Raw genomic sequence first — 20,287 nt, 5'->3', positions numbered from 1 at the left:
TCCACAGTGGATTACTCATTTGCCGGCCTGCAACGCGGCCCAGGTCTTCGGCCCGGCGATTCCGTCGGAGGAGAGCCCTTGCGCGCTCTGGTACCGCTTCACCGCCGCTGTCGTGTTCGGGCCGAACCGGCCGTCGAGTCCGAGACCCGCGTCGAGGGCGGCGTTCAGCGAGCGCTGAAGACGCAGCACCGCGTCCCCGGAGGCGCCGTCCTGGAGCTGTGGGGTCGACCCCCTCGCCAGCAGAGCCGTCCAGGTGTGCGAGTCCACCCTGCCGAGCGCCGGCAGGCCCAGGCTTGCCTGGAACTGTTTCGTGGCGTCGGCGGTCGTCGCGTCGAAGGTGCCGGTGGGGCCGTTCACCCCGGTGGGGAATCCGGCGGAGGTGAGCAGGCACTGGGCGGTTTTGACCAGGGCTCCGGTCGCGGTCGGGGCGATCTCGGGATAGCGCGCGTGGTCCAGGCTCACCGCCGCGCAGGTCTTGGCGTCGCCCTCGACGACGTTGCGGTACCTGATCGCGGTGAACCCCGCCGTCCGATCGGCCGACCAGGTGCGTTGCGACGCCACCGTCCCGGAGCGGTATTCCTCCCACACCACGGCCTGTGTCTTCGCGGCGTCCGCCCATCGGATGAACAACGCCATGTGCTGGTGGGCGCTGGAATGCACCCACAGACTGTCGCCCGGCAGGAGGTTCTTCTTGTCGATCCGGGTGGCGACCTGCATGATGTCGCCCGTCCAGCGTGCGGTTTTGAGCCCCCAGGCCATCGACACGTATCCGGAGCAGTCCTGCCGGTAAGTGCCGTACTGGTTGGTGTGCTTCGTTTCCTGACTGTAGGGGACCCGTTCGTCGAGCCAGCTCTTCGCTCTGGTGAGGATGTCGTCGCGAGTCGGTTTCAGATCGGCGGTGGGATGCCCGGCGGCGTGGAGATCCGGTTCCGCGTGGGCGAGCCCGGATCCGGGCTGGAGAAGTCCACAAAGGACAAGTACGGCGGCGAGGACGCTCGCGGCTGTGGTTCGCATGGGCTCAGCATCGGAGGACCCGGCCGCGCGAGGCAAAGGTTTTCGGCTACCCCAAAGGGGGTGTTCAGGGGTCAACCCTGGTGGTAGGCGGAACCCGATCCTGCGCGGTATTTGTGCCGTCGACGGTGTCGGGGAATGCCGCGGATCCCCTAGCATCGAGCGTCGCAAGGGGGACTGCCAGTAGCCGTGTGTCGTCCGGTGGCCTGGTGGCGGGGGGATTCAATCCAGGGGGAAGTCATGCTTGTTCGGGATCGACGGGAGTGCGGTTCTCGTAGGAGACAGCCGTGCTGAGGATCCATTTCACTCCCGAAGACCTTGCCAGGACCAGGATCAGTGCGGCACCGCAGCCGATGTGGGAGGTCCTGCTCAGCATGTACCGGTTGCGCGGCCGGGAAGGCGGGATCTTCTTCGAGGAGTGGCGAAGATCGGTGGCCCCGGCGGCACCCGCCACCACCCGGCTGCTGGCCGACCTCGCTTCCCAATCCGGTTACGCGGTCGATTTCCTCACCCCGACGCTGCGGAACCTCTCGTTGGCGGAGGGACTCGAAGCGCTGCGCCGAACCCCGAAGAAGCGGCTTCGGGCCGATCTGGCCGTACTCGAGGGGAGCCGGCGGCTTCCCTCGTGGACCGCCGGTCTCGCCGACGGCAGACCGGAGACGCTCACTCAGCTCGCCGACTCGGTCGAGCGGTACTTCACCGCCTGCCTCGCCCCGTACTGGGTGCGGGTGTGCGGCCGGGTCGAGCAGGTACGCGCCAGACAGGTGAAGACGATGACCGAGGAGGGGTGCGAGTCCCTGCTCGCCCAGGTGCACCCCACGGCGCGATGGACCTATCCCGTCCTGGAACTGGACTATCCGGTCGAGCACGAACTGCGCCTGAACGGGCGGGGGCTGTGTCTCGTGCCGTCCTTCTTCTGCTGGGGGCTGCCGACGACCTTCTTGGCCGGTGAGCTGGAGCCGACCCTGGTGTATCCGATCGAGCACAGAGTGGGCTGGTCGGCGAACGGAGCGGCGCACAGGCCGTTGACGTCCCTGCTCGGCCGGACCCGGGCCCGGGTCCTTGAGGTCCTCGGGGAGTGTCCTGGTACCACCACCGAAGTGGCTTCCCGGACGAAGACCAGCCTCCCGACGGCGAGCCAGCAGGCCGCCACCCTGCGCGCCGCCGGCCTGATCACCAGCCGCCAGACCGGGCAGTCCGTGCTGCATTCGATCACCCCGCTCGGCCTCGCGCTCCTGGCCGAAGGCTGAGCGTCCGGGGCCCGGTCGCGAGAGGTTCGCGGCCGGGCCCCGGACACCGGTTACGGGGCCTGCAGACCAGGACGGCCTTCTTCGACCACGTACGAACGCGCCGTCAAGGCCGCCTTGTCGCGCACGGTGACCTGCTCGACGTAGCGGAAGTCGACGTCCATCTTGGCCTGGCTCAGTTTCGTCCGGACGTAACCTCGGTACTGGGAGTAGAACTTGAGGTGCGGGTTCTCGGCCTGGTTGGGAACACCGCCGGCTTTCGCGCCGTTGCCGCCGGAGGAGACCGAGCTGGTGACGAGTTCGGTGCCGACGACCGGCGAGCCGGGATTGGTGTAGTCCGCCTTGAGTTCGTTCGCCCAGGCACGGTGCACGTCACCGGTGAGGACCACCGGGTTGCGGACACCGCGCTGGACCCAGCCCTTCTGGATACGGTCGCGGGAAGCGGGGTAGCCGTCCCAGCCGTCCATTCCGGCCGCGCCCTGCGGGTCCACCCGCCGGGCGAAGAACACCTGCTGACCGATCACGTCCCAGGTCCCCTGTCGTTGGGACAAGCCGTCCAGCAGCCAGTTCTCCTGCGCGATACCGGGCAGGCTCCGCGACGGATCACCGGCTTCGGGGCAGTACTTCCAGCCGTCGCCGCACGCCTGGTCGCTCCGGTACTGACGGGTGTCGAGCAGGTGGAAGGTGGCGAGCTTCCCCCAGCGCACGCGCCGGTACAGCTGGATCCTGTGCCCGTTCGGCTTGGCGCCACCCCGGAGCGGCATGTTCTCGTAGTAGGCCTTGTACGCGTCCGCTCGGCGCTGGTCCCAGCCCTTGGGCAAGGTGGGCTTGTTGTTGTCCCGATGGTCCCCGGCGTAGTTGTTCTCGACCTCGTGATCGTCCGGGACGACCAGCCAGGGGGCGGCGGCGTGCGCGGCCTGGAGATCCGCGTCCATCTTGTATTCCGCGTACCGCTGCCGGTAGTGGCCGATCTCGGTGAGTTCGTTCTTGTTCTTGTGATACCGGGGACGGCTACCGTCTTCCTTGTTGCTGGTTTCGTAGATGTAGTCACCGAGATGCAGGATCAGGCCGGGACGCTCCTCGGCCATGCGCCGGTACACGGTGTAGAAGCCGTCTTCGTAATGTGCGCACGACGTGAACGCCATCAGCAGGTCGCGTCCGAACGTGTCGAACGCCGGGGCGGTGCGGGTGCGGCCGACCGGCGAGATGTGTCCGGCGGCACGGAACCGGTAGTAGTACTCGTAATCCGGCTGCAGCCCGTTGACCTCGACGTGCACCGAGTGCGCGTCCGCGTACACGGCGGTGACCTGGCCTTTCCTGACCACGTTCGTGAACTTGTCGTCGGTCGCGACCTCCCAGTCCACCGCGGTCGCCGTGGTCGGCATCCCGCCGTTGCCGTTCTCCAGCGGGTTCGGCGCGAGCCTGGTCCACAGCACGACACCGTCGGGCAGCGGATCGCCCGACGCGACGCCGAGTTTGAACGGATAGGGCAGCGCGGCGCTCGCCCGGCCGCCCAGTGCCACCGCCCCCACGGCGACGGCGGTACCGAAGACGAAGGTCCGTCGGTTGAACTTGCTCATTTCCCCATCCCCCTACTTAGGTGTTTCCAGGTTGTCGTCCAGTACGGCGGAGTTGCCCGCGAACGGGGCCCCGGGGCCGAAAGCGGTCGGCGTGCCGATCTGGGCGCGGGTGAGCTTGCGTGCCGCGGTCACCGTGAGCGCGTTGCCCGTCAGCCCGGTGTTCAGTACGAACATCGCCCCGGTCTGCGGACCGCCGTCCTCCCAGGGAGCCGAGACGGTCAGTTCGGGTTTGCCGTCACCGGTGATGTCGAGGATCCGTAGGCCGTACCCGAAGCCCTCGCCCACGGCGGCGCCGGCGTTGACCGGCGCGGTGTTCTCACCGACCGCAGTGGCGGGGAAGGACGACAACCCGCTCGCGCCGCCGCGCAGCAGGCACAGCGCGCCGGTGCGATTGTCCTCCTTCGGGATTCCGACGGCCAGGTCGTCGACGGTGTCGCCGTCGAGGTCGCCGACCGCGAGGGAGCCGCCGAAGTAGTCATTGGCCTCCGGGCTTCCCGGGATCGCGTCACCGGACTGGTCGATCACCTCGACCGCGGTGGTCAGCCCGGCGTTCCCGCCCCGCACGGAGACGAGCGCTCCCGACCCGGCCGGGCCGCCGCGGCGGCGGTCGGCCTGGACGACCAGGTCGGCGTTGGCGCCGCCGTGGAAGCGGCCGATGACCGCACCTCGCCACTTCCCGTCGGTGGCCGCGTTGCCCACGCTGATGTAGGAGGACGCCTTGGCGGAGAGCCCGCTCGCCGAGCCGTGCAGCAGGTGGACCGACCCCCAGGCGTTGGCGGTGCCGGTGATCACCTCGCCGGACGAGACCACGGCGAGGTCGTCCCGTTTGTCGCCGGTGACGTCTCCGGCCGCCAACGCCCACCCCATCAGGTCACCCGCTTCGGACGCCCCGGCCAGATCCGGGTCGTCCTGGTTGAAGGCGATCGCGTTCCTCGCGGTGAGCCCGGCACCGCCGCCGTAGAGGATCCATACCGCGCCGGCGCGCGCCTTCGTCTCGATCGCCTCACCCGGTGACCCGATGCCGAGGTCGGCAAAACCGTCCCCGTTGAAGTCGCCGGTCACGAGCGAAGCTCCGAACAGGTCACCGGCCTCCATCACCCCCGGCACGTCCGCGGTGTCCTGGTTGATCGTCCCGAGTGCCCCGGGAAGGGCACGGAGATACGGTGCCGTGCGCTGGCCGTAGAGAATGCTGACCGTGCCGGCGTTCGCCAGGCCGCCGACCGACTCGCCCGGGTTGCCGATCGCCACGTCGGCCAACCCGTCCCGGTTGAAGTCGCCGGTCGCGAGCGCGGCGCCGAACTTGTCGGAGGCCTCCATCCCGAGCCCGACGCCGGCGGTGTTCTGGTTGACCAGTGCCGAGGGGGCGCCGGGCGGGGCCGCCCCGCCGGGGGTCACCAGCACGGAGCCGCCGAGATCGTGCGGAGTGAGGGAGGTGTCGCCGCTGTAGGTCAGGCGCGCCCCCGTCGACAGCACGAGGTCGGCGATGCCGTCACCGTTCACGTCCGTCTGTGGGGCGGCCGCGAGTGCCGGTACGGCCGTCGCCGGTGATGTCAAGAGAATCAACGCGGCCGCGGCCGCCAGTACGGGAAACCATTTGTTCGCCACGACGGACGACGGTAGGAACCGGGAACGAGCGTGGACAATCGTTTTCGCCTGAGTGAAAAGGTCGGGCACGGCGCTCACCGGCCGGCCTGCAGCGCGCCCCAGGTGGCCTGCCCGACCACACCGTCGACCCCGAGCCCGCGGGAGCCCTGGTAGTCACGGACCGCCTTTTCGGTGTTCGGACCGAACGCGCCGTCGATGGCGAGGGTCTTGCCCGAGGCGGCGGTGAGCGCGCGCTGCAGCCGGTTCACCGCGGCGCCAGTCGCCCCCTGCCGCAGGGTGGGTGTGTCCCCTGTGGACAGTAGTGCGGTCCACGTGCGAGCCTCGATCTCACCGGTCGCGGCGAGCCCGTGGGCTTGCTGGAACGTCTTGGCGGCGGACACCGTCGCTTCGTCGAAGGTGCCGGTCGGCCGCCCGGTGGGCGACAAGAGGCACTGCGCCGCCTTGACTGCGTTCCCGGTCGAACCCGAGGCGATTCGCGGGTACGCGCCGAAGTCGAGGCTCACCGTGTCACACGGCGGCGTCGTGCCCGGCCCGACGTCCAGGTAGTCCCGGTCGATACCCGGGATCCGCACCCCGCCCCAGGTTTCCGCGACCTCACCGGCGTACTGGTGGATGCGCTGATGGTTCGCCCAGTAGGCGCTCGGCGCGTAGGTGCCGGTGTCGGTGTCGGCCTTGTCGTTCCACCAGGCGAACCAGATGTGGTCGGGTCTGGTGTACGAGGTGTTCGTGTAGGCGCTCGCCAGGTCCTTGATCCCGGACCCGGCGCTGGTGTAGACGCCGGAAAGCCAGCCCTTCGCATGCAGCGCCTCGGTCCAGCCGCTGACATAGGACAGCACGCCGGCCTTGCACGCCGCCGTCGACGAGTAGCCCTCGATGTCGCTGTAGATCACACTGCCCGCGCCGAAACCGAGCGCGGTGTTGGCCGCGATCGCGTTCGCCGCCGCGTCCCGGCCCTGCTGCCGGGCGATCGCGGGATCAGGGGACATCTTCAGCCGGTATCCGGTGCACGGGGCCTGTCTGCCGACGTCGGTGAGGATGAAGCGCCAGCCGCGGGCCGCCTGGTTCGCCACCCACGCCGGGGTGAGATTGGGTTGCGCGCAGGCACGCAGGTCACCACTGCTGTAGATGCCGACCGCCCGGTACGGAGAGGCTCGCCAGGCGTCCATCGTGGCCTGGGCCGGTGCGGCACAGGTTTCGAATCCCTTGCCCTGGAAGCTCCCGGGCGCCACGATCGGTGCCGCCGCGGCCGCTTTCCCCGGTCTGGTGGGCAGGACGGCACGTGTGCCGCCCGCGACCAGGCGCGCGCCTTCCAGCGCTGTCCGCACCGTCTGTTCGGTCGCGCCGGTGTGGCCCGCCGTGACCAGCACACCGGCGTCCGGGACGGCGACCCGGATGGTCCCTTCGCGGGACGGTGTCCCGGGCGGCGGAGTGGCCGTCCCCGGCGGCGCGGTCACCACGCCCTCGGGTACCTGCTCGGGCGTCAGCTCGGTGAGCGGTTCGATCACCACGCCCGCCGTCCTGCCGACGAGTTTCGCCGGACAGTCCGGTTCTTGGGCCTGGTGTCCCAAGTAGACGGTCTCGGCGTCGAACCGGACGCAGGTGCTCGGGGCGGTGGCCAGATCGACCACCCGCCAGCCGTCGGGGACGTCGAGCTGGTAGCCGTGGTAGGTGACGGTGCGCGAGCCCGTGGCGGCATCGGCCGGGGTCGCGAGGGACAGCAGCGCGACCGCGAGTGCGATGGCGCCTGTCCGCCGGATTCGTTTCATCGGTTCTCCTCCCGGAATCGAGGGCGGGAGGTTATCTGCGCGCGAGTGACGGCCGGAAGCGTTTTGGTGCCCGTGGAAAGGCTTCCAGCGCAAGGAATCCACGTTCTAGGGTTCCGGCTCCGTACCAGCGCGAACAAGGAGTGTCATGCGGCGCCTACTGATTTTTCTCGCCACCGTCGTGGCCATGGTGATGATCGGCGCGGGATCCGCGCACGCCGCGCCTGCCCCGGCGTGGCCGTTGGTCGGCGGTGATTCCACCGGCCCTGAGGTCACGTCGGCTCAGTACCTGCTCCGGCAACGCGGTGCGCAGATCGAGGCCGACGGCATCGTCGGCCCGAAAACCCAGGCGGCGGTGAAAGCCTTCCAGACCGCACAGGGGCTGACGGCCGACGGCATCGTGGGGCCGAAGACCTGGGGCAAGCTGGTGATCAACCTCGACAACGGTGCGACCGGCGAGGCGGTGAAAGGGGCGCAGCACCAGTTGGCGCGCCATGGTTACCAGGTCAAAGCGGACGGCACGTTCGCGGCGAGCACCGCGAGCGCGGTGACCGCGTTCAAGACCAAGCACGGGCTGCCCGCGACGTCGCTCGTCGACGCCACCACGTGGCAATGGCTCATCGCCGGGACCCCGTCCGTCGCGGGCTGGTCGCTCCCGCTCTCGCGTTCCGCGCTGCCGCGCAGTGAGTACGACGATCCGCATCACGACTATCCGGCGATCGATCTGCCGGTCGGCACCGGTACCCGGGCCCTCGCGGTCACCGCCGGTACGGTGGCGCTGGTCAACGACAGTTCCTGTGGTCGAGGCGTGGTGCTGACCGCCAACGGGACCCGTTTCGTCTACTGCCACTTCTCCCAGCACGCCGTGGCGTCCGGGGCGACCGTCCAGGCGGGCCAGCTCATCGGCTACACCGGGAACACCGGCAATTCGACGGGACCGCACCTGCACTTCGGCATCAAGATCGGCACGACCAGCCATTGCCCGCAGCGGCTGCTGCTGGCGATCTACGACGGCGTGGCGCCTCCCGCGCCGTCGAGCCTGCCCACCTCGGGCTGTTCCTACTGAAACCACTGCGAAATCCGGAGAATCCCATGCGCAGATTAACGGCGGCACTCGCCGTCCTGGTTCTGTCGGCCGGTTCGGCGATCCTCACCGTGGAACCGGCCCACGCGTACGGAAACGCCTTCTTCCATACCCAGAGCAGCGGAAATCGCGGTGTGGAGGTGCTGGCGATGCAGCATCTCCTCGTCCATCACGGACACGCGGCACCTACCACCGGTGTGTTCGACTCCGCCACGGTCGCGGCCGTGCGCGCGTTCCAGACCGCCAGAACGCTCGGAGTGGACGGCATCGCGGGACCGAAGACTTGGGCCGCGCTGACGCCCACGGTCCGGGCGGGCGACAGCGGCGACGCGATCAAAGCGCTTCAACTGGAATTGAACGCCAAGCGCAGGATGAACCTTCCGGTGAGCGGGCAATTCGACGCGGCGACGACCACCGCCGTCCGCGGCTTCCAGGAGCACGCGGGCATCGCCGTGGACGGTATCGCCGGGCCGGCCACGTGGAAGAACCTGGTCTGGCACCACGACTATCCCGACTTCGGCCAAGGGTTGTGCGATCAAGACCCGGACGGGAACGGAACGGCGGCAAACTGGGGAACCGGCGCCGCGGTCGCGCAGCTCGAGCAGGCCGCGAAGGTCTTCACGGGCACCGGACGCGGAAAAGTCCCGCTGGGCGACTTCGGTTTCGAACACGGCGGCGCCATCCCCGGGCACAGCAGCCACCGGGTGGGTCTCGACGTCGACCTGTGGCCGATACGGACTGATGGCGCGCAGTGCGGCGGAGGCAGGATCACCTGGCGCTCGTCCACCTACGATCGAGCGGCCACGCGTGACCTGGTCAAAGCCATCCGCGCGGCCGCGCCCGGACACGTGAAGCTCATCTTCTTCAACGACCCCACGCTGATCGACGAAGGCTTGACGACCAGCTACGCGAACCACGACAACCATCTGCATGTCCGCTACTGCGAAGCGGTGCATCCGAACAGCCTCTACGTCTGCTGAACCTTCATAGCCGGCGGGTTTCCGCTTTCCCTGCCTTGGCGGCCGTCATCCGCACCGGTAGCGGAGCTCACTACGCGGAGCGGGTGCCGGACATGGTGTAGCCCGCGGCGATCGCCTGGTGGTCTACCTCGGTCAGCGCGAGCAACAGAAGGAGGATGGACAGGACGAGGTAGCCGGGCCGCACTCGACGGGCGAGCAGGGGGGCGCCGATGGCGGCCAAGACCATCGCCAGAGCGGGCGGGCCCATCCACGCGCCCGCGGCCGGCGGGGAGAGCGCTTCGACGAGCTGCAGGTGCTGAGTGACCAGATACAGCGCGCCGCCGACACCGACGAGGCGGTGCCGGCGGCGCGATCGGTGAACAGCGCGACGTCGAGCATCGGGTCGCTCAGGCGGCGCTGGCCACCAGGGTGGCCGTGGTGTGGGTGTCGAACCCGTGCGTGTCCGCGTGCCTGATCGCGTATACCAAGGGAAGGCTGGCGCCCAGCGAGAGCGCCACGCTGAGCAGGTCCACCCGTCCGGTGCCGCCGACGAGTGGACCTGCCGCCATGCCGAGGGCGAAGGTAGTCGCCCACAAGCCGATCGCCAGTGCTCGTTCACGGGCGTCGGTGAGCATGTTGGTGATCAGGGCGAGGCAGGAGGGCATGAGCGTCGCTCCGCCACGCCCACAGGGCGCGTGCCGCGATGAGGATCTCGGCGGTGGTGGCGATCCGACTACGTGTCCCCACGTTCGCGACCTCCCGGGGCAGTACACCTAGCACGTTTGGAAGACCCGTGCTCGAGAGCTATCGCGCGGGGTAACCGGTCGACCCGGTGGGGTTGGCAGGCGCACGCCGCTGATGGGGCCGGTGAGAGCACCGCCCCCATCAGCCACCCGTCCGCAGTCAGGCTCAAAGGAAAATGATGCTCACCGAAAATCGCGGTCGAACCTCGCCGCTCTCGTTCGCGCGGTGCCGTCCTTACTGGGGTGCGGGGATTCCTTGGCTGATCCCGCCGTCGACGGTCAGTCTGGCGCCGGTGGTGAAGGTCGCGTCGAAGGCGAGGAACAGCACGGCAGCGGCGACTTCCTCGACGGTGCCGTGCCGCCGCATCGGGGTTGCCATCTCTCCCATTTTCATGAAGGCGTCCCGGCTCTCGTCGGTCATGCCGGTGATGCCCATTGTCGGGGTGTCGATGAAGCCGGGGCTGACCACGTTCACCCGGATGTTCCTGGGCAGTAGCGCGTGGGCGATTCCTTTGGCGAACGCCCGGACGGCGGCTTTCGCTCCGGAGTAGACGGTCAGGGTGTCTGTTCCGCCTTCGTCGGCGATGGAGGTGGTGAAGACGATCGAGCCACCGTCGTGGATGAGGGAAGCCAGTCGCTGGGTGGTGAAGAAGGCGCCCTTGGTGTTGGTGTTGAAGCTTTGGTCGTAGGACGTTTCGGTCACCTGCTCGAAAGGTTCGAGTTTGGCGAGTCCGATGTTGACGAACAGAAAGTCGATCCGGCCGAGCTTGTCTTCGACGAGGTCGCCGAGCGCGTGGATGTCGGCCATGCTGGTGGCGTCGGATCGGACCACGTGAGCGGCAGGGGACGCGAGCTGGGTCCGCGCCGTTTCGATGTTCTTCTCGTTGCGGCCCGTCAGCACGACTTCCGCGCCGCCGTCGAGTAGTGCCTTCACGACGGCGAGTCCCATGCCGTGCGTTCCGCCCGCGACGACGGCCTTCTTGCCCGAATACTCGTTCATTGTCTACTCCGTGGGTTTCTTGATCAGGTCGACCATTCCCGCGAGGTCGCGATCGTGTGCGGGCTGGCCGATGAGGTCCCGCAGGGGGATGAGCAGGTGGGAGAGCAGGGCTTTGTCGACGTTCTGGGCGTTGCTGGTCGTGACGATGTTGGCGATGGCCACCGCCTGCATGTCCGGTGGGGAAGCGGATTCCTCGCCCGCCTGCGTGCTGGTGTCGTTTTGTTCGGCGAGCAGGGGGAGCGCGAAGGTCGTCGCGGTCAGCCAGGGGACCAGCATGGACGAGGCGAACTCCGCCGGATCGCCCTTCTCCGTGCCGACGAGGGCGAGTGCGTGGCTCGCTCCGGCGAACTGGCCGTACATCGCGCTGAGCAGGGCCAGGTCGTAGAGCGACGCCAAGCCGTGGTCGGCGCCGACGTACTTGGCGATGCCCAGCCGGTTCAGCGCCTGCTCGTACCGGTCGAAGACGCGTCGTGAGCCGCTGTAAAGGACGAAGGCTTCCGGCTGGCCGATCATCGGAGGCACGGCCATGATGCCGCCGTCGAGGTAGTCGGCGCCGCGCTGGGCCGCCCAGGTAGCGGTCTCGCGGGCCTGGTCCGGAGTGCCGTTGGTGAGGTTCACCAGTACTCGACCGGTCAAGGCGTCGCCGACCGGATCGAGGATCTCGTGCAGGACCGGGTAATCCAGCAGACAAACGACCACCAGCGGACTGGCCGTGACCGCCTCGGTGATCGTGGCCGCCCGCGTCGCGCCGTCCGCGACGAGACTGTCGGCCTTGCCCGCCGAGCGGTTCCAGACGGTGGTGGGGTGGCCGGCGGCCAGGAACGCGGCGGCCAGCGCCTTGCCCATCGCGCCGAGGCCGATGACCGTCACCGGGACGGGTGGTTCGTGCTCGTTCATTCACAACTCCATTCGATCTGTGACCACCACTCTCGGATGGGGCACCCCAGGTCGGGTCTAGGTCCGGTCTAGGTCTGGTGCGCGTCGACCCGGCCGCCGGCCCGCCGGTTACCGTGGTGGCGTGCGTTTCGGAGTGCTCGGTCCGTTGGCCGTGTGGACGGCGGACGGGACCCGGGTCGACGTCCGGGAGTCGAAGGTCCGTGCCTTACTGGCGGCCCTGCTGGTCCGCGAGGGACGGCCGGTGTCGGCTGATCGGCTCATCGAGGACCTGTGGGGCGAGCGGCTTCCGCTGAACCCCCGAAAGACCTTGCAGACGAGGGTCTGGCAGCTTCGGCGGGCTTTGGAAGACGCCGAACCGGGAGGGCGGGGCCTGGTGGTATCTCAGCCGCCTGGGTACCTGCTGCGGGTCGATCCGGCAAGGATCGACATGGGCCGGTTCAGGGACCTGACCGCGCAGGCGCGAATCAGCGATGACGCCCGCACACGGGCGGAACTGTTGTCGGATGCCCTGCGGCAGTGGCGGGGGCCGGCGTTCGCGGACTTCCAGGACGCGGAGTTCGCCGGGCATCTCGCTCGGCGTCTCGAGGAGGAGCGGCTGGTCGTCCTGGAGGAACAGGCCGAGGCGAGGCTGGAGTCGGATGACCGGCTCGCCGCCGCACTCGCCGGCGAGCTTGGCGAACTGGTGGCTCGATACCCTCTGAGGGAACGTCTGTGTGCGGTCTACATGCGTGCGCTCTACCTCGCCGGGCGCCAAGCCGAGGCACTGGCCGCCTACAGCGGGCTCCGCCACCGGTTGGCCGAGGAACTGGGCCTGGACCCCGGGCCTGAGCTGGCGACCCTTCACCAGTCGATCCTGGAACAGGCCACCCACCTCAGCCTCACCTCCGGCGCCGCGCCGCGCACCACCCTGCCCATCCCGCTGAGCGCCCTGATCGGCAGAGCGGACGTCGTCGGCGCGGTGCGCTCGGCGCTGGGCACGGCCCGGTTGGTGACGCTGACCGGCCCCGGCGGTGTCGGCAAGACGCGGCTGGCCGTGGAGACGGCGGGCGGTCTGGTCGATGCCTTTCCCGACGGCGTCTGGCTGGTCGAACTGACCATGCTGGATCGCCAGGACGATCCGCGGACGTTAGCGGAACTGACCGACCTGGTCGCCGCGGTGCTCGGCCTCCGCGACGACGCCACAACTGCCTCGTTCCCGTCCTCTGGTCCCGTTTCCTCGCTCGAGCGGCTCACCGGTGCCTTGTGCACGAAGCAGCTCCTGCTGGTCCTGGACAACTGCGAGCATGTGACCGAGCCGGCCGCCGAACTCGTCGAACAGCTGCTGTCGACAGCGCCGGGGCTGCGAATCCTGGCGACCAGCCGTCAGCCGCTCGCGGTCGACGGGGAACAGGTGTGGCCCGTGTCGCCGCTGGAGCCACCGGCGCCCGGGGCGGCGATCGAAGCCGTGCGCAAGTCCAGCGCGGTCAGGCTGTTCCTGGCACGAGCGAGCGCCGCCGTGCCCGGGTTCGAGTTGACCGTGGACAACGCAGACGCCGTCGCCACGATCTGCCGGCGGCTCGACGGGATTCCTCTCGCCTTGGAACTGGCCGCCACCCGGCTCCGGGCCTTGGGCGCGCGGGAACTGGCCGTACGAGTGGACGACCGGTTCCGGTTGCTGGCAGGCGAGAAACGGGGAGCACCTGCTCGTCAGCGGACGTTGCGGGCGATGATCGACTGGAGCTGGGAACTGCTCACCGAGGCAGAACGCGTCGTCCTGCGCCGTCTTTCCGTCCATGCCGGAGGCTGCACCATCGAGGCGGCCGAAACGATCTGCGTCGGCGGGGGAGTGCGGGCGAGGGAGGTCCTCGATCTGCTTGCCCGGCTGGTGGACCGTTCGCTGATCGTCATGACCGAGACCGCGGACGGCCCCCGGTACCGGCTACTCGAATCCGTGGCGGTCTACAGCCACGAACGGCTCGACGAGTCAGGCGAGTCCGAACGGATCCGGCAGCTGCACCGCCGGTACTACACCGAACTCGCCGAACGCGCCGGGCCACACCTGCGAAGCAGACAGCAACAGTACTGGTTGCGGCGCCTCGACGCCGAGACCGCCAATCTCCACCGGGCGCTGGACGACGCGATCCAGCACGACGAAGCGGAATTGGCTCTCCGGCTGGTCAACGCTTTGGGCTGGTACTGGTTCCTGCGCGGCAGGCTCGGCGAAGCACGCCGAATGCTGAACCTGGTCTCGCCCCTCCACAGGCAAGCACCTGCCGCGACACGGGCCGTGGCGACCGTATGGCAAGCAGGCATCACACTGCTGATCCGCGATGCCGCCGATCCGGACACGGTCGTTCCAAGCGGCGTGCTGGACACGGTGAACGACACCGTCGCCGACCCTGCCGTGCGAGTGTGGGCCGAGTGGTTCCTCAGCTTCGCGCAGAGCGGTTTCGACACCCCGGCAACGACCGGTGACCGGATCGATCGGCTTCTGTCGGTCTACCGCGCCGCCGCCGACGACTGGGGCGTCGCGGCCGTCCTGATCACGCACACGTTCGCTCTCGCCAAGGGCGACATCGCCGAAGCCGGCCGGCTCGGCCGTCAAAGCCTGACCCTCTTCGAGGAACTCGGCGACAGTTGGGGGCAAATGAAAGCCAGGCAGCGCCTCGCCACACTGTCCGAAATCAATGGCGACTACGAAGACGCCGCACGTCTTCGCCGTGAGGGCCTGCGCAACGCCGAGGAACTCGGGTTATGGACCGAAGCGGCGTACGAACTGTCCGGACTCGGACGCAGCGCCCTGCTGGCAGGTGACTACGGCACAGCCGAGGAGTTCCACACCCGAGCGATGCGACTGGCCGCGGAACAGTCCCATCAGTGGGGCGTCCAACACGCCGAAGTCGGTCTCGGGCTCGGCGCGCGCAGGCAAGGCAAACTCGATACCGCCGAAACACATCTGCGAAACTGGCTCGACTGGTGCCGGCGCTGGAACGGAACCCCCGGTCTCGCCTTGATCCTGGCCGAACTCGGCTTCATCGCGGAACAACGCGACGACGCCCCGGCGGCGCTCGACCTCCATCTCGACGGCTATGCCGCAGCACAGGCCACCGGCGACCAACGGGCGATCGCACTCGCGCTGGAAGGATTGGCCGGGGCACACTCGCTCGCCGGCCATCACCACCACGCCGCCCGCCTGCTCGGTGCGGCCGCCGCACTCAGAAAAGCAGCGGGAGCGCCACTACCGGCCGCCGAACACGGCGACATCGACCGGATCACCGCCAGGATCCGGCACAACCTGCCCGAAAACGTCTTCGTCACCGAATTCGAAAACGGTCGGAGAAACGACCTCGACGTGATCGCCGGAAACACCACAGCGCCAAACGCCTAGCAGCCAGCAAACGCCCTCGCTGGTCGGGCGAACGCCGGCGCGTCCGCGTCTTGACGGCCCTGCGCGCCGTCGTGGTAGCCGGTGAGGTCGGAGGGAACAGTCAGCTGAGGAAATGCCAAGAGTTTGAGACTGATCATGGTGACGTCACCATGAGACAACAGAGAAAGCCCAGGTCGCGCAAGATCGGCATGTCACGGGCGGTGAGACCCTACATTAATGTAGGGTCTCACGCTCTGTGTCGAAATCTTGTAGTGCGGATGTCGTCAACGACATTCGCGCGAGATTCCGCGACTGACCCGGTGTGCCAGCATCGGAACTAGTGTTGCTCGTAGCGGGCGGCGAGGTGCTCCTCGAGTTCGGCGTGGCGGAAGTGGTAGGCGGGCCCGACTGCCCGCAGCAGGCCGAGGCGGTGCGCGTCATCCAGGAAACGCATGAGGTTCCGTGGCAGTTGGCCGGTCCTGGCGAGTTTGTTGACGGCAGTGACGTAGGCAGGCCATGCGTGGTGCTGCCCGGGCAGGAGGCCTGCCAGCAAGCCGATGATGCCGGCCCCGGCGATGGTGACCGTCACCGTCGCGAAGGCCGGCGCGTCCATGCGGGCGCAGATCGCGAGCGTGCCCGCGGCTCCGGCGGCCGTGGCGACTGCCACCTGGATGAGGGTGACGCGTCGAGCGGAACGCCAGACCGTCATCGAGGTGAGGTTGTCGAGGCCCGTGGTCGGTACTGCCAGGATCTGGTTGAGGGCGGAGGCCGCCAGGAACGGGTCTGTCAAACGAGCGGTGTAACTCGGGTTGAAGGAAACTACTTACGTCCGGCGGCGAGGCGGCCGTCGAAGGCGATCTCGAACGCGTTCAGCGCGGGTTTCCACCGCATGGTCCAGCGTTTGCGGCCGGTGCCGGTCGGGTCGAGGCTCATGATCGCCATGTAGACACATTTCAGCGCGGCTTGCTCGTTGGGGAAGTGGCCACGGGCCTTCACGGCGCGGCGGATGCGGGCGTTGACGCTCTCGATGGCGTTGGTGGAGCAGATGACCCGGCGGATCTCCGGATCGAATGCCAGGAACGGCACGAACTCGGCCCAGGCGTTGTGCCACAACCGCACGATGGCCGGATAGCGGGCGCCCCAGGTGTCGGTGAACTCGGCGAACCGCTCGCGTGCGGCGGCCTCGGTCGGTGCGGTGTAGACCGGTTTGAGTGCTTTGGCGATCGGATCCCAGTGCTGACGGCCGGCATAGCGGAAACTGTTGCGCAGCAAGTGCACCACGCAGGTCTGAGTAATCGTGGCGGGCCAGACGGTGGTGATCGCGTCGGGCAGCCCAGTCAGGCCGTCGCAGACGACCATGAGCACGTCGGCCACGCCGCGGTTCTTCAGTTCGGTGAGCACATGTAGCCAGTACTTGGCTCCTTCGCCGCCGTCGCCGGCCCACAAGCCAAGGATGTCCCGGCGGCCCTCGCAGGTCACCGCGAGTGCGACATAGATCGGCCGGTTGGCCACCTGCCCGTCACGGATTTTGACGTGGATAGCGTCGATGAAGATCACCGGATAGACCGGGTCCAGGGGCCGGTTCTGCCATTCGGTCATGCCCTCGACCACCTTGTCGGTGATGGTGGAAATGGTCTGCCGCGACACGTCGGCACCATAGACCTCGGCCAGGTGCGCGGCGATCTCCCCGGTGGTCAATCCCTTGGTGGCCAAGGAGATCACCATCTCGTCCACGCCACCAAGGCGCTTCTGCCGCTTCGCAACGATCTTGGGTTCAAAGCTGGCGTCCCGATCCCGCGGCACGTCGATCTCGACCGGGCCGACATCAGTCAGCACGGTCTTCGAGCGGGCGCCGTTGCGCGAGTTACCGGTCCCACGACCGGCCGGGTCGTGCTTGTCATAGCCGAGGTGATCGGTGATCTCGCCCTCGAGCGCGGACTCCAGCAGCCGCTTGGTCAGCTGCCGCAGCACCCCGCCCCCCATCGGTCAGCTTCAGCCCACCGGCCTTGGCGCTGCTCACCAGCTGCTCGACGAGCTGGTCGTCCAGGCCATCCAAACCGGTCTCGGGCTTCGAGTCCTCAGCGTTCTCCACGCCGGACATCATGTCGGTCATCAGGTGCACTTCCATGATCGGGAGTTACACCGCTCGTTTTACAGTCCCTCGCGTGGCCGTCGCCGTGACGGCGGGCCGAGGCGACGCCTCCACGATGTGGTCGAGGTCGAAGGCGTGGTCAAGGCAATGATCGACCTCAATCTCACCACGGTGGAACAGCTCAACGCGAGATTCCGAAGATGAACGCTAGCCATGCGGTCTCGTGTTCGGTCAGCGTCTGCGTTCCCAGGGCTCGACGGTGGCGAGCATGAGGAGGCCGTCGAAGATGAGCGGCCAGATGGCTGAGGTGCGGTGGTCGGTGCCGAATTGGGTTGCGAAGTCTCGCCCGTGGCGGCGCGAAGCATAGGCGGCGCCGAGGGCGGTGCAGCTGCACTGCAGAGCCGGTTCGCGCGAGATGTTGCTTCGTTCGTGGTGGTCATAGCGGTCACCGGGTTTTTGCGGTGTCGGCGGTGCCGCTTGATCACTGTCGTCGTGGAGCCCCGCAGCTCAACAGGCCTTTTGGGCATGGCGTACTTGTTCGAGCCGCGCCAGGGGGCGAGCCCCCACAGCGCCTCCGGTGCCTGATGTGATCCGCATCCGCCGGGCGGCCTGTCGTCCCATGCCGAGGGCTGTTCACAGACCTCTGAAATAGAAGAAACCTTCACTCGGTAGAGTTGAGTGAAGGTTCTCGCAACTGGTGAGATCTCACCTAAAGCGGTGTCCGAGGGGGGACGTGATCACAGATCCTTGGCAGATCCCCCAATTTCTGGGAGGTCATGCGTGTACTGTAGCAGATGCGTTGCTCTGCCTCGACCGGAGATGTCCTGCGGTTGCTGCGATATAGACGAATTCCGTTGCGTTCTGGGTGTCGACATGGGATCCTCGTCCGTTCAGTCGGTGCGAGTTCTGATTCTTGATTCCGTTGCAGGCTAAGTGCAGTTGAGTGGTTGACGCTCTTGCGTGGATCGGTGTGAACGGGTGGCGTTGTGGTAAACTGGCTTATGGTGGAGCGCGCGTGTGTCTGGCTCTCACCTGATCGGGCGGCGTTGCCGGACTGCTGAGGGGCCTGCGCAGGCAATGGGCATGAGTTATTCGCGGCATGATGTTATCCATCGTCACGTTTGCGTCATTGCTGACGTCTCACGCTACGAAGGGTGAGGACCGTAGTGGCAAGGGGCGGGTTGAGCTTAGTCTTGTATTGCCGCTTGGACGAACGCGACTAGATCACTGACTCGTCTCCGAAGACTGTCGGTCCACGACGATTGGCTCCAATCTTGACATATGGTCCTAGCGATGCGGACCTTGTCTGGGTTGGCTATGGAGCCGAGTGGATTCGTCCAGGGGTCGCCGTTCCAGCTCACTTCTTTCCTTGGGTGAACTGCTTTAACCGCTTCGCGTAGCAGCTCCTCAGGAACGTAACTTTCGATCGTGTATCCGTCGGTTGCCCATGCCAGGCCGGGCTGTCCGGGGTCGTTCAATTCATCGATTATTCGCTGCTTTGTCGCGTTGAGTTCCTGCTCGCCGGAGGTGGTATCCGAGTCGATCACGATCGCGAGGTGACGATTGAGTCGACGTAGTGATATGAGCTGCTCAGGCCAAGGATCGTCGGCAGTCAGATGTGAAACCAGGCTGCCTCCGTAGAACATGATCGAATAGTCAATGCCCTCGGTGAGCTCTGGATCCAGCTGCTGGATCCAATGGTTGATGTAGATGCGATCACTTGGCCCTTCGACCCAGATGACTGAGTTGGTTTGCAGCAGGTCGGAGGGGCGGTAGCCGAGGTCAGCGCAGATTGACCACAGCTGTGCGGAGGATTTAGCTTCGCTAGCTCGGAGGCCATTGCTGGTAGCTTTGATATTGAAAATATTCGCGCGTTCGTAGTCGAGCATTGCAGCTGAGTGCGTCGCGATGAGATATTGGTTCTGTGTGTGGTCGGCTAAGTAGCGGATGAGCTTGCGTTGCAGGATCGGGTGCAAGTGGATCTCAGGTTCTTCGATGCAGACAAGGTGGTCGCGGAGCACTGTTGCTGCCGCTGCGAGGATGATCACCTGGTGGACGCCGGTTCCGTAGTGTTCTAGGGGGAGCATGGTGTCGCCGCGGGTGACGTTGATCGCACGGCGATCATGTTGGACTTCTAGTTGGACGGCGTCGTCGTCGAGTACGACTTGTAAGAACTTGTTGATCGCATGGAACTGCCGTTTGGCGGCACGGTTCGACGATGGTGGGTTCTGCAGTTGCTGAAGCTTGTCGATCAGGCCGCGGCCGTCGTGCTTGTTCTGGCCATCGCCGGTATCCGGTCGAATCTGGCGGAAAGCATCAATGGCTGATACTGGCGGGAGGGTGTTAAGCACTGTGAGGTGTTGCCGAATTATGCGCTTGGCGTCTTCGCCCTCCTGTCCGCCGCTGGATTGGGTGAGTGCGCTGGAGAGGTGGCCAAGTGCGCGCCCGATGCCTTGTCGGGTTGCTTCTATTGCTTGAGCATGGCTTACGTCATATCTCCCCTTGAGTTCTTCCCAGGTCACCGTGTAGCGGATCCAGATGAGATCGTCATCGGTGAGGCGAAAGGCTGGCTGTGACAGGAACCGTTGAAAGTCGGCGTAGCTGCTGTTTCGGTAGTTGATGCTTGACTCGAGTCCGGTGATGAGCTCGTTGTCGGAATGGATGGCGAGCGCTAGTTCGAGGGGGCGTGAGTCCCCGCTGAGAGTTTGTGGTGCATCGTCGGTACCCGGAGCCTCAGGACGCCCGTTGAGGAACCGTTCAGCGAACCGAAGGATGGTCGACTTCCCCGCGTTGTTCTGGCCAGCCAAGAGCGTGATCTTGCTCATCGGGGCGATGAGGGTGAGATCGCTATGTGCGCTGCGATACCCGACGAAGCCGAATCCGGCGACTAGGCGGTTTGACAGGGTCGACTGGTCTTTCGGACTGGTCATGGCGATCATCTCTCGTGGAGCGCTAGCGGG

15 protein-coding genes and 1 pseudogene are annotated in these 20,287 nt (G+C 67.0%); 4 read left to right on the top strand and 12 right to left on the bottom strand.

From position 1 onward, the window contains the following. Positions 1-15: 15 nt before the first annotated feature. On the bottom strand, positions 16-1,014 hold the full coding sequence (locus CVV72_RS12995; protein ID WP_219152682.1) for a peptidoglycan-binding protein: 999 nt from the start codon (positions 1,012-1,014) through the stop codon (positions 16-18). A 284-nt stretch (positions 1,015-1,298) separates the two neighbouring features. Here CVV72_RS12995 and CVV72_RS12990 point away from each other — a divergent pair, with 284 nt between their 5' ends. Further along, the gene (locus CVV72_RS12990) at positions 1,299-2,261 is read left to right on the top strand and encodes a helix-turn-helix transcriptional regulator (protein ID WP_219152681.1); all 963 of its coding nucleotides are present in this window, start codon (positions 1,299-1,301) and stop codon (positions 2,259-2,261) included. A gap of 50 nt (positions 2,262-2,311) precedes the next feature. On the opposite strand, the gene CVV72_RS12985 is transcribed toward CVV72_RS12990, so the two are convergent. The 3 genes from CVV72_RS12985 to CVV72_RS12975 form a co-directional block, all read right to left on the bottom strand. Continuing rightward, positions 2,312-3,838 carry an alkaline phosphatase gene (locus tag CVV72_RS12985; RefSeq protein ID WP_219152680.1) on the bottom strand — a complete coding sequence of 509 codons (1,527 nt, stop codon included), beginning with the start codon at positions 3,836-3,838 and terminating at the stop codon, positions 2,312-2,314. Positions 3,839-3,850: 12 nt separating this feature from the next. Next, the gene (locus CVV72_RS12980; RefSeq protein WP_219152679.1) at positions 3,851-5,443 is read right to left on the bottom strand and encodes an integrin alpha; all 1,593 of its coding nucleotides are present in this window, start codon (positions 5,441-5,443) and stop codon (positions 3,851-3,853) included. A 74-nt stretch (positions 5,444-5,517) separates the two neighbouring features. Next, positions 5,518-7,209 carry a glycoside hydrolase domain-containing protein gene (locus tag CVV72_RS12975; protein WP_219152678.1) on the bottom strand — a complete coding sequence of 564 codons (1,692 nt, stop codon included), beginning with the start codon at positions 7,207-7,209 and terminating at the stop codon, positions 5,518-5,520. Between the two features lie 145 nt (positions 7,210-7,354). Here CVV72_RS12975 and CVV72_RS12970 point away from each other — a divergent pair, with 145 nt between their 5' ends. Together CVV72_RS12970 and CVV72_RS12965 are read left to right on the top strand one after the other, a co-directional pair. Further along, positions 7,355-8,272, top strand: coding sequence for a peptidoglycan-binding protein (locus CVV72_RS12970; RefSeq protein ID WP_219152677.1), 918 nt, complete (start codon positions 7,355-7,357; stop codon positions 8,270-8,272). Further along, positions 8,185-9,270: a penicillin-insensitive murein endopeptidase gene (locus tag CVV72_RS12965; protein ID WP_255632665.1), complete on the top strand. Its 1,086-nt coding sequence runs from the start codon at positions 8,185-8,187 to the stop codon at positions 9,268-9,270. Before CVV72_RS12970 ends, CVV72_RS12965 begins: the two co-directional genes overlap by 88 nt. Positions 9,271-9,340: 70 nt before the next feature. On the opposite strand, the gene CVV72_RS41965 is transcribed toward CVV72_RS12965, so the two are convergent. The 4 genes from CVV72_RS41965 to CVV72_RS12945 all read right to left on the bottom strand — a co-directional run bounded on the left by CVV72_RS41965 (position 9,341) and on the right by CVV72_RS12945 (position 11,889). Next, complete coding sequence (locus CVV72_RS41965; RefSeq protein WP_219152676.1) at positions 9,341-9,517, bottom strand: hypothetical protein; 177 nt, start codon at positions 9,515-9,517, stop codon at positions 9,341-9,343. Between the two features lie 139 nt (positions 9,518-9,656). Beyond that, complete coding sequence (locus CVV72_RS41960; protein ID WP_219152675.1) at positions 9,657-9,914, bottom strand: hypothetical protein; 258 nt, start codon at positions 9,912-9,914, stop codon at positions 9,657-9,659. 313 nt (positions 9,915-10,227) lie between these two features. Beyond that, positions 10,228-10,992: an SDR family oxidoreductase gene (locus CVV72_RS12950; RefSeq protein ID WP_219152674.1), complete on the bottom strand. Its 765-nt coding sequence runs from the start codon at positions 10,990-10,992 to the stop codon at positions 10,228-10,230. 3 nt (positions 10,993-10,995) lie between these two features. Further along, the gene (locus tag CVV72_RS12945; RefSeq protein ID WP_219152673.1) at positions 10,996-11,889 is read right to left on the bottom strand and encodes an NAD(P)-dependent oxidoreductase; all 894 of its coding nucleotides are present in this window, start codon (positions 11,887-11,889) and stop codon (positions 10,996-10,998) included. Between the two features lie 121 nt (positions 11,890-12,010). On the opposite strand from CVV72_RS12945, the gene CVV72_RS12940 reads away from it, so the two are divergent. Continuing rightward, entirely contained in the window at positions 12,011-15,256 is a 3,246-nt protein-coding gene (locus CVV72_RS12940; protein WP_219152672.1) for a BTAD domain-containing putative transcriptional regulator, read from the top strand. A gap of 316 nt (positions 15,257-15,572) precedes the next feature. Here CVV72_RS12940 and CVV72_RS12935 read toward each other — a convergent pair whose 3' ends face one another. The 4 genes and pseudogenes from CVV72_RS12935 to CVV72_RS12920 all read right to left on the bottom strand — a co-directional run bounded on the left by CVV72_RS12935 (position 15,573) and on the right by CVV72_RS12920 (position 20,257). After that, positions 15,573-16,025, bottom strand: coding sequence for a hypothetical protein (locus CVV72_RS12935; protein ID WP_219152671.1), 453 nt, complete (start codon positions 16,023-16,025; stop codon positions 15,573-15,575). A 29-nt stretch (positions 16,026-16,054) separates the two neighbouring features. Further along, positions 16,055-17,336 (bottom strand): annotated as a pseudogene (locus tag CVV72_RS12930) (IS256 family transposase). A 222-nt stretch (positions 17,337-17,558) separates the two neighbouring features. Next, a complete protein-coding gene (locus CVV72_RS12925) occupies positions 17,559-17,726 on the bottom strand; it encodes a DUF2637 domain-containing protein (protein ID WP_370641954.1) in 168 nt (55 codons plus the stop codon). A gap of 788 nt (positions 17,727-18,514) precedes the next feature. Further along, entirely contained in the window at positions 18,515-20,257 is a 1,743-nt protein-coding gene (locus tag CVV72_RS12920; RefSeq protein WP_219152670.1) for an ATP-binding protein, read from the bottom strand. Between the last annotated feature and the right edge of the window lie 30 nt (positions 20,258-20,287).

The sequence above is a fragment of the Amycolatopsis sp. TNS106 genome, from assembly GCF_019330265.1.
In the GTDB taxonomy this organism is placed as follows: Bacteria; Actinomycetota; Actinomycetes; order Mycobacteriales; family Pseudonocardiaceae; genus Amycolatopsis; species Amycolatopsis lurida.
The sequence above is the reverse complement of the archived record's forward strand: the minus strand, read 5'-3'. Positions and strand labels throughout refer to the sequence as shown.